Here is a 16,386-nt window from a genome sequence, read left to right as displayed (position 1 = left end):
CAGAGCTATTTATATAATAAGTATAAGGAAGTGGAAGGCACTTTGGTACTATGGATGAGTTGACTGATAGGGCTGAATAATTGCACAAATAAATCTGCAGTATTAATAAAATAGCTAGCTAACGAAAAGAGCACACCTCAAGGGTATACTGTTTTTTGTCCAACCCATTGAGGCCCAATTAATAAGTTTTTTAGAAAATTAGCGATCTTTTTTAAACTTATACGTCTAATAAATTGAAAACCTTGGAGGTGAGAACAAGTGCCCGGTAATGACATCGTATCAGATTGGTTTGATCAGTATGGAGATGATATTTATCATTTTTTACTATATCGAGTTGGCCCAAAAGATGCAGAGGACTTAGTGCAGGAGGTTTTCTTAAAAGCATTTAAAGCTGCTGATAAATTTCAATATCAATCAAGTCCAAGAACATGGTTGTATAGTGTCGCCCGTAATGTGGCGAATGATGAATTTCGCAAAAGGAAATCCCGAAAAAGGGCAGATCTTCTTTCTTTTGACGGCACACTAGATATACCGTCAACGGATACACCAGAATCGATTTTTTATGGCAATGAAGAAGCACAGCGTATCTCGCGTGCAATTCAGTCGTTAAAATCCAACTATCAAGAGGTGCTTATTCTAAGAGGTATCAAAGAACTGTCAATTAAGGAAACAGCCGAAATTTTATCGTGGAGTGAGAGTAAGGTTAGATCCACACAAACGAGGGCGCGACGAGCACTAATACAGCAGCTAGGGGGGTGGGAGAGCGATGGAGAAGAATTTTCCGAATATCGATGAGCAATTAAAAAATATGCCAAAACCGAGCGTAAACAAACAAAAGAAGGAGGAGATACAGCACATGCTAAACAGTCGAAGCTCAAGGTCTAGAACGAGAAAACGACCAACTCGTTCAAAGCTTCAACCCGTCTTCATCGGAATAGGGGCATTAGTAGCGGTAGGGTTATTTGCAATACTGTTTTCATCTACTTTACTTGATAACCAATTCAGGAATATTGTCGAGCAACCGACAGCAGACGTGATTCAAGAAGACTATACAGAGATCAAAGCGACAGCAGAAACTGATCAAGGAGTAGAAACCTATACTGCAAGTGACACAGCTATACTTGAACGCTTTGAAACGATGATCAATACGATCGAAGCCGTTGACCTTGATGCAAATGAATTGATGTTTGATATCACGTTCCTTCTCTATGGAGAAAACCAGCAACTAGTAGAAACGATCCGGTACAACAGTGAAAATGTGTTGTTGATTGGTGATCAGACGTACACTGTAGACCAACAACTTATCGATGAATTGATTGCTTCGTTCTTTACCGAAGACTATATGGAGGAAGAAAATCCGCCAGAAGAGAATGAGGAACCTGTAACAGAACCTGATGACGAAGAAAATATCGATGAAGAAGATGAACCAGAAAACGAGCAATCTCAGCAACCAAAATCGATGGAAGAGGTAGCGCAGGAAACAATGGAGGCTTTAGCGGAGCGAGATATGGATACGCTAGCGAACTACGTTCATAAGGAAAGAGGATTATTACTCTCTCCGTATGTGCACATTGAGTCAGAAGCATTGCGTTTTAACCAAGACGAAGTGGCTAATCTCTTAAATGCTGATCAAGTTTACCACTGGGGTACTTATGATGGAAGTGGAGAGCCAATCGATTTAACAGCTTCTGAATATTTTGATTCATTCGTAAAGGCAGAGGCACTGCTTAATCCCGATCAACTTACTATTAATGAAATACAGAATCGTGGAAACCTAATTAATAATATAGAAGAAACATTTCCGAATGCATCCTGGGTAGAATACTATAATGAAGGATCAGAGGAATACGGAGGCATGGATTGGAACAGCTTATATCTCATTTATGAAAAAGAAAATGATGTGTGGAAGCTAGTTGCAGTTGTTAATGATCAATGGACGATTTAGTAGTATTAGAGGTCACTATCCTATTTTGAGGTGGTGACCTCTTATTGTAATTTTGGAATATTTTTCATGATAGCATCCATGGTAAAGGAAACGCATGTAATGGTAGGAGAAGTTACAAGTTCTGTTCCTTGAAAAATATTAGTAAGTTGATACCGCTTTTGGTTAAGGGTATATGCTTCTAATATTCCTACCTCTGGATCAACAATCCAATATTCAGGAATCTGATAAAAGGCATAAGTTTTCAACTTATCAAGTTTATCCCGTTTTATAGTGGAAGGAGAAAGAATCTCAATTACAAGATCTGGCGCACCCTCAATTCCACGTTTACTTAAGATACTCATGCGTTGTCGATCAACTAGAACAAGATCAGGCTGCCGCACTTCTGTAGAAGACAATATGACATCAATAGGGGCATACAAAGTAATGTAGTTCAATTCACAACTTGCCGTAATAATTTTGTGCATTTCGGAGCTAACTAACTGATGAATAACAGTTGGAGCAGGGCTCAATAGCTCTAGGTGGCCACCTACTAATTCATAGCGATTATCATCATCTAAAGAAGCATAATCATCATACGTGAGTCCATTTTCTTTAAGTTTATTTGACTTTAGAAAATCATTGTTTTTCTTGTCACGCATGATATAACCCTCCTTTTTTAAGTATACCACAGTAAAACGCATTCTTGTTTCAGTCATTAGCCGATCAATTTCATCCGTAACGTAATTTTGTGTTAAAGTTAAGGAAGTAAGATTCGAAAGGAATGGAATCCATGAGTAAAACAGTAGTACTAGCCGAGAAGCCATCTGTTGGTAGGGATATTGCCCGTGTTCTCAAATGTAACCAAAAAGGTAATGGCTATTTAGAAGGTTCACAATACATAGTTACCTGGGCGCTGGGTCATTTGGTAACATTAGCAGATCCAGAAGTCTATGATGATAAATATAAACACTGGAAGTTAGAAGAATTACCGATGCTTCCGTCGCAACTTAAATTAGTAGTGATTAAAAAAACAGGTAAGCAATTTAATGCAGTAAAGTCCCAGTTAACACGTAAAGATGTAAGTAACATTGTCATCGCTACAGATGCCGGACGAGAAGGGGAGCTTGTTGCTCGTTGGATTATTGAAAAAGCACGCGTTAACAAACCGGTGAAGCGTTTGTGGATTTCATCTGTAACAGATAAAGCAATCAGTGATGGCTTTAAAAACTTACAGCCAGGGAAGAACTATGAAAATTTATATGCTTCCGCAGTCGCGCGCTCAGAAGCAGACTGGTATGTTGGCTTAAATGCTACCCGTGCACTAACAACGAAGTTCAATGCCCAGCTTTCTAGTGGCCGTGTGCAAACACCAACGATAGAAATGATTGCAGCAAGAGAAGCAGAAATAAATCAGTTTCAGCCGCAAGATTTTTACGGAATCAAAGCAAAAACAGAGAACGGCTATACATTAACTTGGCAGGATAAACAATCAAATAATACGAGAATTTTTTCGAAGCAAAAAGCGGAGCAACTTGTGCAGAAGTTAAACAATAAGTCGGCACAAGTTAGTGAAGTCGATAAAAAGCATAAAAAAAGCCATGCCCCACAGTTGTACGATCTAACCGAGCTACAGCGAGATGCCAACCGAATCTTTGGCTACTCAGGCAAACAAACATTACAGATTATGCAGAAGCTGTATGAACGTCATAAAATTCTAACGTATCCACGTACAGATTCAAGGTATATCTCAACTGATATTGTACCAACATTAAAAGATCGCTTGGAAGCTGCTGGTATCGATCAATATGCAAAATCGGCAAGTAAAATATTAAAAAGTCCGATAAAAACGAGTAAAGCTTTTGTTGATAATAACAAAGTTTCTGACCACCATGCGATTATCCCGACAGAGCAGCGGGTTGTGCTTTCGAATTTAGATGACAAAGAACGTAAAATCTACGACCTTGTCGTGAAACGTTTTATGGCTGTACTGTCTCCTGCTTTTGAGTACGAGCAAACAACAATTACCGTTCTGGTTGAAGGGGAGCGCTTTACAGCTAAAGGAAAAAACATATTGAAGCAAGGCTGGAAAGAAATTTATAATAATCGCTACGAAGACGACCAAGATGACAACGACGATCAAACACTACCAGCAACAAACAAAGGTGAAAAGTTGTCCAATTTAAAAGTTTCACTAACAACTGGCCAAACGAAACCACCCGAGCGATTTACAGAAGGTACGTTGTTACAAGCTATGGAAAATCCGGCTAAATATATGACAGAACAAAACAAGCAACACGCAAAAACATTAAACGAAACTGGTGGTCTTGGTACGGTAGCAACACGCGCCGATATTATCGAAAAACTGTTTAATAGCTTTTCGATCGAGAAAAAAGGAAAGTATATTTATTTAACCTCCAAAGGTAAGCAACTGCTTGATCTAGTACCTGTCGAATTAAAATCGCCAAGTTTAACAGCGGAATGGGAAATGAAGTTGTCGTCGATTGCGGATGGTAAACTTAATAAAGCTAGCTTCATTAATGAGATTAAAGGATATACAAAAACAATTGTACATGAAATAAAAAATAGTGAAGACAAGTTTAAGCATGACAACATGACTGGCACCAAATGTCCTGAGTGTGGAAAGTTAATGCTAGAGATCAATGGCAAAAAAGGTAAAATGCTCGTTTGTCAGGATCGATCTTGTGGAGAGCGAAAACACATCGCCAAGAAAACAAACGCACGCTGTCCAAACTGCCATAAGAAATTAGAGTTGCGTGGAGAAGGCGATGCCCAAACATTCTCCTGTGTGTGTGGACATAGAGAAAAACTGTCAGCATTTAATAAACGTAAACAAAAGCAACAAGGAAACAAAGCAACCAAGCAAGATGTTAATAAGTATTTGAAAAAACAAGACGATGATTTTACTAATAATGCTTTAGCGGAAGCATTGAAAAAATTTAAGGATAAGTAATTGAAAAACCCTTGTCGTGTGAGACAAGGGTTTTGTTATTCTAAGGGTTTTTCGTCAGTTTTGTTGCTTTTTAAACTTCATAATTGAAGTGATATCCGTCGTAGTAGTGATTGCTAATTCGGCGCTGCGGAAAAAACGCCCTTTCCGCGGGGAACACTGGAGTGGGGCGTATTTTTCCACAACTATGGGTACTGTTACACCTATTATGAAGCGTAGTACCTACACTTTGACTCCTGCGGGACTAGTGGCGTAAGTGAGACCCCGGAGCGCGAAGGCGCGAGGAGGCTCACTAGCCCCCCGCGGAAAGTAAAGTGTAGGGACGGAGCGGTGCACATGTAGGATCAGTAAGCACCTATGCACTACGTCGGAATTTAGTTATTTTACGCACGAACAACAACCATTTATATTTTAATCAAGCTATAATCATGATATAGTTTTCTATGTGCGTTTTTTAACTTCTCTAATATTATTCCTCGTTAATCTACTTTCTCCGGAACCATAAACAACAAGGTGGTGCATCATTTTTGATAAAAAGTAAGTTTTTTGAAAGATTTTATTATGGCTGGGTAATTGTTTTTATTGCTGGGCTAGGCGTATTTTTTTCTGGTCCAGGTCAAACTTATTCTAATTCGACTTTTATTAATGAATACATAAGCGATTTTGGTTGGTCGCGTTCAGAAGTTTCGGGGCTTTATTCGTTTGCTACGCTTGTTGCCGGCTTTATCATGATTTTAGTAGGACGGTTTATTGACCGCTTTGGACAACGAGCAATGATGGTGTTCGTCGGATCTGGTTTAGCACTCGCCTGTTTTTTTAATAGTATGGTGTCGAGTATGTGGATGTTAGCGGTTGGTTTCTTCTTGATCCGCTTATTAGGACAAGGAAGTATGTCACTGATACCAAATACGTTGGTCGCACAGTGGTTCGTTAAAAAACGAGGATTTGCGATAAGCATTATGAGTCTTGGTAGCTTTGCGAGTGCCATGTCTTTTCCACTTATTAATACGTGGCTGATTCAAACGTGGAGTTGGCAATTTGCTTGGCAGGTTTGGGGAGTAGTGCTACTCGTAATATTTGTGCCGATTGCATTTTTTGGTGTCCGCAATAAACCGGAAGACGTTGGACTTACACCTGATGGCCATTCCGATGTTAGTTTGAAACCGATATTAGGAACACATATTACAGAAGCAGAAGAAGACTGGACGTTAAGTGAAGCAATGAAGACGAAAGCGTTTTGGGCGATTCTTGTATGTGTCGGAATTCCTGCAATGGTCAACACTGGAATTACCTTTCATATCATTTCTATTTTCGGTACCAATGAGTTATCAGCTGGTGTAGCGGCTACAGTATTAAGTTTAATGGCAGTCGTTGGAATTCCAATGACGCTTGTTTCTGGCTTTATTACCGAAAAGATAAAAACAAACTACTTAATAACGATGATTTTTGTAATTGAAATTTTCTTGCTGTTATTGCTTTTAATTACAAACAATCTAATACTTGCTGTTCTATTTGGTACACTTTGGGGAGTTGCCAATGGTTTTGAAAGAATTGGTTTGAATGTAATTTGGCCTAACTATTTTGGTAGAAAATATATTGGTAGTATTAATGGGGTTGGAGCAACGATCGGGGTTATTGGATCTTCACTTGGACCACTTCCATTTGGCGTTGGCTTTGATTTGTTTCATAGCTATACGCCTGTGATACTCGTGACGTTAGTTTTTCCTATTATAGGAATAGTTTGTTCGTTAATAGCGAAGCAGCCTAAGAAAGCTCAGATATCGGAGTTAAATTAATCTATGAATGTAATAAAGCGCCCGAATATCTTTTGCGGGCGCTAGTCAAGCTTAAAGTCTTTCCCCTTTTTTCAACCGTTCTATAAACTCATCCAAATCATCTCGTTTTACCCGCCAATGTCTCCCAATTTTGAATCCGGGTATCTTTCCTTCTTGTACCAATTTATATGTAGTCATCTCACTTAATTGAAGGTACTCGGCAACTTGTGATACAGTCATAATCTCTTTTTCCATCAGGACGCCCCCATACATTAACATATGTGTATCATACCATAGAAGAACGCAAATATTAAAAAAACAAGCTGAAACATACTGAGTTATAAATGGTTATGCTCCATTATAACTTTTTGTCCTTTCTGTGAAGTTGAGTATGTATCGGAAGAAAAACGAAGGAAATAGAACTATATAATAAATGTTTGCGTTTTCTTGTGGTTTTGTAACTATTCATTATTGTGATATGATTCGTTTTGTGAAAAGCGGAACTAACTTCTGGGAGCCAGAAGTTGACTATAAAAATAAAGAAGAGGTGCTAAATTGAACTTGCAAAATATTAAACAGGAATGGTTTGGTAATATAAGAGGAGATGTATTAGCGGGAATCGTTGTAGCATTAGCGCTTATCCCTGAAGCAATTGCATTTTCTATTATTGCTGGGGTAGATCCAATGGTCGGACTATACGCGTCCTTTTCTATTGCGGTTGTAATCGCGTTTGTTGGGGGACGACCTGGTATGATCTCTGCGGCAACAGGTGCGATGGCATTGCTTATGATCACGCTAGTTGCTGATTATGGATTACAATATTTATTAGCAGCGACGATTTTAACTGGGATTTTACAAATATTATTCGGTGTCTTCAAGCTAGCCAGTATCATGAAATTCGTACCAAGATCGGTAATGGTAGGTTTCGTTAATTCATTAGCGATATTAATATTCACCGCACAGCTGCAACATTTTGTGGGTGAAGGTTGGATCATGTACGCACTTGTTGGGTTAACATTAGCAATTATATATTTATTTCCTAAACTAACAAAAGCCGTACCGTCAACACTTGTAGCAATAATCGTAGTAACTGCAATTGCAATTGTAGGTAATGTGGGAATTAGAACGGTTGGCGATTTAGGTGAACTAACACAGCAGTTACCAATTTTCTTAATTCCTTCGATTCCATTAAATTTTGAAACATTAATGATTATTTTTCCATACTCATTAGCATTAGCGATTGTCGGATTACTAGAATCACTATTAACAGCTAATATTGTGGATGATATGACAGATACAGAAAGTGACAAAAATAAAGAAAGCCGTGGTCAAGGTATTGCCAACGTAATTACTGGTTTCTTCGGTGGTATGGCTGGTTGTGCAATGATCGGTCAGTCAGTTATTAATGTGAAATCTGGTGGTAGAGGACGACTATCAGCGCTCGTTGCTGGGGTATTTCTGATGTTCTTAATTATTGTACTCGGTGGGGTAGTCGTGCAAATCCCGATGGCTGCATTAGCTGGGGTGATGATTATGGTTTCAATCGGTACGTTTGATTGGTCATCATTAAAAAATCTTCACAAAATACCTAGGACGGATGCAGTTGTTATGTTAGTTACTGTTTTCACAGTAGTATTAACACATGACCTTTCTAAAGGCGTATTAGCTGGTGTAGTACTAAGTGCAATTTTCTTTGCCGCCAAGATTTCTAAAGTGAAGGTTACCAAGATTTCTGCTCTAAATGGCTCGAAGAAGGTTTATAAGGTGGACGGACAAATCTTTTTCGCTTCTGTAAATGATTTTGTTGCAAAGTTTGACTTTACTGATTCAGTAGAACAAGTAGAAATTGATTTAACATATGCTCATTTATGGGATGATTCGGCAATTGGAGCATTAGATAAAATCGAGATGAAATTTGAGCAGAGTAATATCAAAGTTCATTATTCAGGCTTGAATGAAGAAAGTAGCCATTTGAAAAAACGAATCAGTGGTATGTCTAAAGCTTCCGGACATTAATATACTAGTAAAATATATACTTTATGAGGTGAAGTAATTGTTTAATAGAATATTGTTAGCAACAGATGGTTCCAAGCACTCGGTTCGCTCTGCTGAACATGCGATTCAGTTAGCAGAAATGTTCAATGGAACAGTTGATGTTGTTTATGTAGTAGATGGCGAAACGTCAAAAGCGGACGTATTGCACCATGTTGATAAATATGAAGTAAAGCGTGAACGAAATGAAAAAATAATGCCGGTGAAAGAACTACTAGAAAATTCAAATGTAAAGCATGAAATTCACTTTTTACATGGCGAACCTGGACCAGTAATTGTTGAATTTGCAAATGATAACAAATTTGACTGTGTAGTTGTTGGAAGCAGAGGCTTAAATAAACTACAAACGATGATTCTAGGTAGTGTTAGTCATAAAATAGCTAAGTATGTGAAGTGTCCTGTTTTGATTGTGAAGTAAAAGAAGGAACCAAATGTTTTTTGCCATTAGTATGTGACGGCAGAAGGCATTTGGGCTTTTATTTGAAGAAAGAATTCGGAGATGTCTAGCTCCATGGTCCAGCAACTAGCAAGACTTACTTCGCCTCCGTCTTATCGATCGCAAAGAACGCTCTCTTCGGGGACTTCAGGCTGTTCCATTCCCACTGGAGTGGCGTGTTTTTCCACAGCTGAGGGTAGTTTTTTGTTACATACTTTTTATCAAACGTGGGTCTGGAGCGATGAACATGTAAGAGCAGTGAGCACCTATGCACTACGTCGCATGCTAGCTTTAAGTGTACTAAAGTTTCAAGGTTATTTATGTAGTACACCCTCTTGTCATAATCCATGTTATGTATTATATTTAGGAGATAATATAGACGGGAAATTTTTAACACGGAGTTTGGCTTGAAGGGGGTTTAGGATGGAGACGAGAGAGGTTTATTTGCTTTTTACAGATACAGGGACGTTGCTTACTAAGGCGATTAATGTTTATACAAAATCAACATTGAATCATGCTTCATTAGCATTTGATCTGCATCTCAGGGAAGTTTATAGCTTTGGCAGGAAAACACCAAGAAATCCATTTGTGGCTGGATTTGTTAAAGAAGATATCGGAACAGTACTTTTTAATCGAGCGAAATGTGCAATCTACAAACTAACCATTTCAGATACTGAATATAAGCAAATGTTAACAAGTATTCAACAAATAGAAAAAAGTGAACACAATTATCGGTATAACTTTGTTGGTTTATTCTGTATCGCCATTAATCGTGAGCTTCAACGGAAAAATGCATTTTTCTGTTCGCAGTTTGTGGCTACTATTCTATCAGAATGTGGTGTATATCCAACTGAAAAACCGCCTTGCTTGACTAAACCACAGGATTTGCAAGAGTGGAATCGTCTACAGTTAGTTTATCAAGGAAGATTGAAGGATTATCCTTTATACGTAAAAACAAAAATGAACGATCACATGGTATCATAAAATATTATTCTAATTATTCTCTTGGCTGGATTGCGGCCAAGTTTTTTTTTATTGCATAGGAAATTAGAAAATATATTAAATGTGGATAACATTAAGCATTAGCCAAGGCCAGCTCCGAGCGCCAGCGACTAGCGTGACTTCCCTCACCTCATGACACGATAAGTCAACATCGGTTCAGGTTTTATGGAAGGTCGACTAAAAGCGGACTTGTCGTCCAACGTCGACATACCCCTTATGCAGGGGCATGTTTCCTTACTCCATCGAAAATACAGAACAATTTTCTTCGTGCGAAGTAAAGCTTCGAAGCCTGCTCTGGTCCTACGGTTCAGTCCAGTCCGTACGTCGCTAACCGGCGCTCTGCGCTTTTGTTCTGTCTTGGATCAGGCGAAGCAGCGGGCGGCAGATAGCGATAATTTCTTTAACTTCGTGCGAAGAACGGCCAAGAATCAAGGATATGTCTTAGGTGGTTGAGTAACCGCAATAGGAAAACAAAGTGGTTCTTGAACCGCAGTCAGTACGTCACTTGCCGGCACTCTCTGCTTTTTACTGATGAACTAAGCCTCTAGTCCTAGTTGAAAATATAACCCTAGGCCGTTTTGGCATGTCCTGAATATCAGTATGATAAGAACATGAAAGAAAGGATGGTGTTAATCAGTGAAAACATTTTTGTTCATTTTGCTAGCAATTACGGCAGGTATAATCATCATCAGTAACATCGGACCAATGATTATGTTAGCAATTAGTCTTGTGATTGCATACGTTGCAGTCAAAAAATTCATTCTAGCCGTATCGGTAACAGAAAAGGTGTTATGGGGATTTGTTGTACTAATTGGTTTATCGTTATCCCTAGCGAACATTCCGGCTTTTATCGGAGTCGCCGCTTTCATCCTTCTCTATTACGTTTATAAGAAGTGGAAGAAAGATAAAGAAGATCATGCGTTTATGTCAGAGATGGACAAGCATTCATGGGAAAATTAAATTACTTAAAAATAAGGAGATGTAACAAAATGGCAAATTTATTTACACGTATTAAAGATACAGTCGTTGCTGATTTAAATGAGGTACTAGATCAAAAGGAACAAAAAAATCCACTTGCGCATATTAACGAATATGTTCGTCAGTGTGAGCGCGAAGCACAAAAGATTCGTACGCTCGTTGAAAAACAATATCGTCTAAAACAAGAATTCACAAGAGAATTTAACCAGGTAAAGGCGATGGCGGATAAACGCAAGCGTCAAGCAAAGCTCGCACAAGAAGCAAACGAACAGGAATTGTACGAGCATGCACATGCCGAACAGGTACAATTTGAGGAGCGAGCTAACAAACTTGAGGAAATTAGACAAAAGGCGATGAAAGATCTTGATGAATTAGAAACGAAATACGCGCAAATGAAATACAAAATTAAGGATCTGCATATGAAAAGAGTGGAACTAAAAGGTCGTGAGAACGTTGCGCGTGCACATAAATCTTTAAACCAAGTGTTATATGCAGATTTGAACGCAGGGAAAAGCTCTGCAAAATTTGCTGAATTAGAAGATTATATTGAACAACTAGAAAGACAGGTATCATCAAACTACCGCATGCATACGTTAGACGCGCGTTTAGCAGAGCTTGAGAAAAATAGTACTTCTACATTGTAAACGATTCATGATAATCTATAGGAGGGTGAATGGAATCGCCCTCCATTACTAATAAGTCAGGATTCCCTTCCCGCAAAAAGAGGAGGTCCATATGCATATAAAAGGCAAGAACATCATTGAAATATTATTTATTATTACGGCTGTTTTATTTATATATGAGCTGTTATTTAAAGGACCAGAACTGCTTATTCTTATCGTCCTTTTTTCCGCTGCGGCATATTACGGAAGAAAGACTTATTTTAAGACAAGTGGCAAAGTCTTTTTCTGGTTAGGGGTCGTCCTGTTTATTATTACGATCATGAACACAGCTTCGTTTAAATTTTTAAGCATAGCAATCATTATTTTTGTTGTCTATAAATGGTACCAATCAAGACAGGAACCGGCTGTTCACCACCCGCAATTTATGGACAGTGAACAACCAGATGAAAAAATATACCATACACAACCGTTATTCAAGAACAAATGGTTTGGTAGTCAGCGTACAGAGAATGTGGCATATGAATGGGAAGACATTAATATCCAAACAGGTATTGGCGATGCGATTATTGATCTAAATTATACCGTCATTCCAAAAGTGCCGACGGTTATTTTTATTCGTAATCTAGTCGGTAATGTCCAAGTGCATATTCCTTATGGTGTAGAGGTTAGTGTTCACCATTCTATTATTTTTGGTTCCCATGATATTCTCGGTAATTATGAAAACAATACAGTTAACAAATCAGTACATTTTCAATCAGCAGATTACAATGCGTCGAATCAAAAGGTTAAAATATTCACTTCGATGATAATCGGAAAGCTCGAGGTGAAGCGGGTATGAAATCAGTCATAAACCGCTCCGTTATAAATGGTGTGACAGTATCTTTCGTATTACTAATTATGTTTGGTTCGCTATTTTTCATAGCCTTTCCAGTTGCTGATTGGAAGATTTTGTGGGAGCGACATATTTTTGAAGTTCCGTTTTTGATTCTTGTTCTATTAGTTGCGATCCTTGCTGGCGTCATAAGCGGGTTAAGCACCGGGTTATATTGGCGCAAACAGTTAAAAGAAATACAAGATACGATTGATGATATTTCTCAGGGCAAGCCGCAAGATGATCGTCAATTAGGTGATCAAGTGGAATTTATCGATTTGTTAGCAGCTTTACGAAATATAGAGAAACAGATCATTGAACAAAAAAGACGGTCACAAAAGCTGATTAGCGAGCGGGTGGAAGATCAGGAAAAAAGGATCAACGAAGTCATATTAGAAGAACGTAACCGGCTGGCAAGAGAGCTACATGACTCGGTGAGCCAAGAGCTCTTTGCTGCTTCGATGATGATGTCTGCGATCAATGAGTCGAATCCGAACTTAAATGAAGTTGCTTCAAAGCAGTTGCAACAAGTTGAGGTGATGATTCAACAATCGCAATTAGAAATGCGTGCACTCTTGCTTCATCTGCGACCTGTTGCACTAAGAGGGAAATCATTAACAGAAGGAATTAAGTTGTTGTTAGCTGAATTACAACAAAAGGTTCCAATGGAAATCGATTGTCAGGTCGAAGAGGTTAATTTAAATAAAGGAATAGAAGATCATTTGTTTCGTATCTTGCAAGAATCTGTATCCAACACGTTAAGACATGCAAAGGCGGGGTCGTTTGATGTTAAGTTAATGGCACGCAATGGAATGATTATTTTGACGGTCATTGATGACGGTGTTGGCTTTAACTTAGAAGAAAAAGAAAACAGCTCCTACGGTATTCAAAATATGAAGGAAAGAGCAGCCGAAGTCGGAGCTACGATAAGAATTATTAGTGTACCAAATAAAGGAACGCGCTTAGAAGTACGGGTGCCGATGATAGATGCAGAGGGTGAAAGCGATGATTAAAGTATTATTTGTAGATGATCATGAAATGGTGCGGATTGGTGTAAGTGCGTATCTATCCACACAACAAGACATAGAAATTGTGGCGGAGGCCTCCAATGGGAAGCAAGCTGTTGATTTAGCTCTGTCACTTCGTCCGGATATTATTTTAATGGATTTAGTGATGGAGGAAATGGATGGGATAGAGGCAACGAAGCAAATCGTGGACGCTTGGCCAGCTGCAAAAATTATCGTTGTGACAAGTTTCATTGATGATGACAAAGTCTACCCAGCCTTAGAAGCAGGAGCAACAAGCTACATATTAAAAACATCAAAAGCAAGTGAAATTGCTCGAGCAATACGCGAGACATTTCGTGGAGCTGCTGTGTTTGAACCGGAAGTAACAACAAAAGTGATGAACAAAATGCGCCAGAAAAACCAACTAGCTTTACACGAGACCTTAACCCCTAGAGAGTTAGAAATTTTGCTATTAATAGCTCAAGGGAAAGCGAATCAAGAAATTGCTGATCAACTATTTATTGCTTTGAAAACAACCAAGGTACACGTTAGTAATATTTTGAGCAAGCTTGAAGTGCAAGATCGTACGCAAGCAGCGATTTACGCGCATCAGCATGGACTGATGTAACATTCGGGCAAGATGGTCATATTGTATATCGTTATTCATTAATAAGTCAACCTTAGTATTGAACAATAAACAGTAGTAGGTGGTGAAAGCGATGAATGTGCAATTCAAGAAAGGCGTGCTGGAACTTTGTGTGTTGGTGCTAGTTTCTAAAAAGGACCAGTATGGCTATGAGTTAGCCAAAAGCATTTCAGAGCAAATGGATGTTGCAGAAGGTACCATTTATCCGTTGTTACGACGGTTAACGAAAGAGCAATATTTTACGACATATTTGGAAGAATCTACAGAAGGTCCATCACGGAAATACTATGCAATCACCGCGCATGGTACGGCTTACAAACATCGATTATTAAGTGAATGGAGCCAATTTAATGAGCAGGTCAACCAGCTGATCAAGGAGGATAGTCAAGATGAATAAACAAGCATTTTTAGATGAATTAGGACATTACCTGAACCGCGTCCCTGCACAAGACCGCACGGAGATGCTTCAAGATTTTGAGGAGCATTTCGCAATCGGTATAGCAGTAGGGAAATCAGAACAAGAGCTAGCGCAAGAATTAGGAAATCCACAACTTATTGCGCGGGAACTACTAGCAGATTATCGCGACAATCAACCGGCTACACCTTCAGAGTCAAAAGCCTATCAACCAGAAATTTATCCCCACATCGAAGATAAACGTACTTCTAGCATTACCAGGTCCATCATCGTAGCAATAGCTTTATTATTTTTTAATTTAATATTTGTAATTGGTCCAGCTGCGGCTATCTTTAGTGTATATGTCGCTTTCGCCGCTGTAGGCCTCACGTTCACGCTATCACCTGTTCTTTGGATAGGCACAATAATTTCGGGTTTCGCAGAACAATATGTATCTGAGTTTTTCGTCGTGATGACGCTTTGCAGTTTAGGAGTTTTGTTAAGTATCGGGATGCTTTACATTGGAAAGCTATTATTCCGTGCTCTGATAAACTATATTAAATTCAATGTAAGAGTTGTAAAGGGGTGAGGGTCTAATGAAAAAAGTAGCATTGTTCGCATTTATATTTCTTATTATTGGCATAATCGGAATGATCACATTCGGTGATAACGTATTTTCATTTTCAGCACGTGACAAGTCTAGTTTAGATGAAGAAAAACAAGTATCTGCAGAAAATGTTGATGATATAGTAATAAGTGTTGGTGTTGCTGAGGTTTCGATTGAACCAAGTGACGATGAAAATATTCATGTGCATCTGCATGGAGATATCTCTGAGAAGATGCGCGAGCGCCTAACATTTAAGGTGGAAGAAAATAACGATTCCCTAGAGATAACCGTTAATGCGAAAGAATTTTTCAATTTTTCATTTTCATCTTTGTTTTCTTTTAACAATGGAGGCTTGAATTTAGATGTTCAACTGCCAGAGAAGCTTTACACAGAACTCAATGTATCTACGGATGTTGGTGATATTTCAATAGACGGAATTAGCACGGAACAATTTATTGCGTCCTTAGATGTTGGAGATTTGGCCGTTGATGACATGACTAGTAAACAAACCGAGATTGAATCCAATGTTGGCGATGTAAACATTAAAGATGGCGTAGGGGCATTTGATATAGAAACTGATACAGGCGAGATTGGACTTGCTATACTAGAGTTTAGGGAGGATATTTCGATTCAATCTGATGTCGGTGACGTCTTTGTTTCACTTGAAAATGAACCGGAAAATATCGTATTAGATTTACAAAGTGATATCGGCGATATAAAAGTTGAAAACCTACAAGGAAAAAACAATTCAATAGGTGGCGATGTTTATATGGAAATCGGCACAGGTGGACCAACCTTAGAAGTTCGTACTGATGTTGGTGAAATTACTGTGGAACAGTAAAATATAAACGGTATGCTACGCAATAATGGATTCCGATCCTTATCGCTAAATCTTTTTGAGCTGAGAAGTAATAAAATTGCGCTGTATTTTGCAGCGCTTTTTGACTTTTGCTACCCTAAAAGAAGTACATCAGATTAGAAAACGGAATACCAATTATTGTGCGTTTTATTTTGTGCTAGCAATCTTAATCCCTCGTTAACTAAGAAAAATAATACTGAAATTAAAAGCGAATATAGTCCAAAGAACCAAATGAAGATAATTG

At 38.6% G+C, this 16,386-nt stretch carries 17 protein-coding genes; 15 read left to right on the top strand and 2 right to left on the bottom strand.

Translation table 11 applies throughout. The annotated features are described in order from the left end of the window. Positions 1–258: 258 nt before the first annotated feature. Together ACI6MV_RS22035 and ACI6MV_RS22030 are read left to right on the top strand one after the other, a co-directional pair. Entirely contained in the window at positions 259–795 is a 537-nt protein-coding gene (locus tag ACI6MV_RS22035; RefSeq protein WP_407272489.1) for an RNA polymerase sigma factor, read from the top strand. Next, on the top strand, positions 767–1,945 hold the full coding sequence (locus ACI6MV_RS22030; protein WP_407272488.1) for a hypothetical protein: 1,179 nt from the start codon (positions 767–769) through the stop codon (positions 1,943–1,945). Before ACI6MV_RS22035 ends, ACI6MV_RS22030 begins: the two co-directional genes overlap by 29 nt. Positions 1,946–1,986: 41 nt before the next feature. Here ACI6MV_RS22030 and ACI6MV_RS22025 read toward each other — a convergent pair whose 3' ends face one another. Next, positions 1,987–2,583 (bottom strand): Uma2 family endonuclease, encoded by a 597-nt coding sequence (locus ACI6MV_RS22025; RefSeq protein ID WP_407272487.1) that lies wholly within the window; start codon positions 2,581–2,583, stop codon positions 1,987–1,989. A gap of 131 nt (positions 2,584–2,714) precedes the next feature. On the opposite strand from ACI6MV_RS22025, the gene ACI6MV_RS22020 reads away from it, so the two are divergent. Beyond that, complete coding sequence (locus ACI6MV_RS22020) at positions 2,715–4,895, top strand: DNA topoisomerase III (protein WP_407272486.1); 2,181 nt, start codon at positions 2,715–2,717, stop codon at positions 4,893–4,895. Positions 4,896–5,419: 524 nt separating this feature from the next. Further along, positions 5,420–6,688 (top strand): MFS transporter, encoded by a 1,269-nt coding sequence (locus ACI6MV_RS22015; protein ID WP_407272485.1) that lies wholly within the window; start codon positions 5,420–5,422, stop codon positions 6,686–6,688. A gap of 51 nt (positions 6,689–6,739) precedes the next feature. Here the strand turns inward: ACI6MV_RS22015 and ACI6MV_RS22010 are convergent, their stop codons facing one another. After that, complete coding sequence (locus ACI6MV_RS22010; protein ID WP_407272484.1) at positions 6,740–6,922, bottom strand: helix-turn-helix domain-containing protein; 183 nt, start codon at positions 6,920–6,922, stop codon at positions 6,740–6,742. Between the two features lie 300 nt (positions 6,923–7,222). Between ACI6MV_RS22010 and ACI6MV_RS22005 the strand changes: the two genes are divergently transcribed. From ACI6MV_RS22005 to ACI6MV_RS21955, 11 genes are all read left to right on the top strand, one after another. Beyond that, positions 7,223–8,683 carry a SulP family inorganic anion transporter gene (locus ACI6MV_RS22005; protein ID WP_407272483.1) on the top strand — a complete coding sequence of 487 codons (1,461 nt, stop codon included), beginning with the start codon at positions 7,223–7,225 and terminating at the stop codon, positions 8,681–8,683. 37 nt (positions 8,684–8,720) lie between these two features. Beyond that, entirely contained in the window at positions 8,721–9,137 is a 417-nt protein-coding gene (locus tag ACI6MV_RS22000; protein ID WP_407272482.1) for a universal stress protein, read from the top strand. 441 nt (positions 9,138–9,578) lie between these two features. Further along, positions 9,579–10,139, top strand: coding sequence for a hypothetical protein (locus ACI6MV_RS21995; RefSeq protein WP_407272481.1), 561 nt, complete (start codon positions 9,579–9,581; stop codon positions 10,137–10,139). A gap of 654 nt (positions 10,140–10,793) precedes the next feature. Continuing rightward, entirely contained in the window at positions 10,794–11,117 is a 324-nt protein-coding gene (locus tag ACI6MV_RS21990; RefSeq protein ID WP_407272480.1) for a lmo0954 family membrane protein, read from the top strand. Positions 11,118–11,146: 29 nt separating this feature from the next. Then, positions 11,147–11,779, top strand: a complete 633-nt coding sequence (locus ACI6MV_RS21985; protein ID WP_407272479.1) for a PspA/IM30 family protein — start codon at positions 11,147–11,149, stop codon at positions 11,777–11,779. Positions 11,780–11,870: 91 nt separating this feature from the next. After that, complete coding sequence (gene liaF / locus ACI6MV_RS21980; protein WP_407272478.1) at positions 11,871–12,596, top strand: cell wall-active antibiotics response protein LiaF; 726 nt, start codon at positions 11,871–11,873, stop codon at positions 12,594–12,596. Then, positions 12,593–13,642, top strand: a complete 1,050-nt coding sequence (locus ACI6MV_RS21975; RefSeq protein ID WP_407272477.1) for a sensor histidine kinase — start codon at positions 12,593–12,595, stop codon at positions 13,640–13,642. Before liaF ends, ACI6MV_RS21975 begins: the two co-directional genes overlap by 4 nt. Further along, on the top strand, positions 13,635–14,264 hold the full coding sequence (locus tag ACI6MV_RS21970; RefSeq protein ID WP_407272476.1) for a response regulator: 630 nt from the start codon (positions 13,635–13,637) through the stop codon (positions 14,262–14,264). The genes ACI6MV_RS21975 and ACI6MV_RS21970 overlap by 8 nt, the downstream gene beginning before the upstream one ends. A 91-nt stretch (positions 14,265–14,355) precedes the next feature. Then, positions 14,356–14,679 (top strand): PadR family transcriptional regulator, encoded by a 324-nt coding sequence (locus tag ACI6MV_RS21965; protein ID WP_407272475.1) that lies wholly within the window; start codon positions 14,356–14,358, stop codon positions 14,677–14,679. Continuing rightward, the gene (locus ACI6MV_RS21960; RefSeq protein ID WP_407272474.1) at positions 14,672–15,265 is read left to right on the top strand and encodes an HAAS signaling domain-containing protein; all 594 of its coding nucleotides are present in this window, start codon (positions 14,672–14,674) and stop codon (positions 15,263–15,265) included. Before ACI6MV_RS21965 ends, ACI6MV_RS21960 begins: the two co-directional genes overlap by 8 nt. A 7-nt stretch (positions 15,266–15,272) precedes the next feature. Then, entirely contained in the window at positions 15,273–16,124 is an 852-nt protein-coding gene (locus tag ACI6MV_RS21955; protein ID WP_407272473.1) for a DUF4097 family beta strand repeat-containing protein, read from the top strand. Positions 16,125–16,386 lie beyond the last annotated feature (262 nt).

Source organism: Radiobacillus sp. PE A8.2, from assembly GCF_045635475.1.
Classification (GTDB): Bacteria; Bacillota; Bacilli; order Bacillales; family Amphibacillaceae; genus JBJGXI01.
Note: the sequence above shows the minus strand (reverse complement) of the source record. Positions and strands in the feature narration are given on the sequence as shown.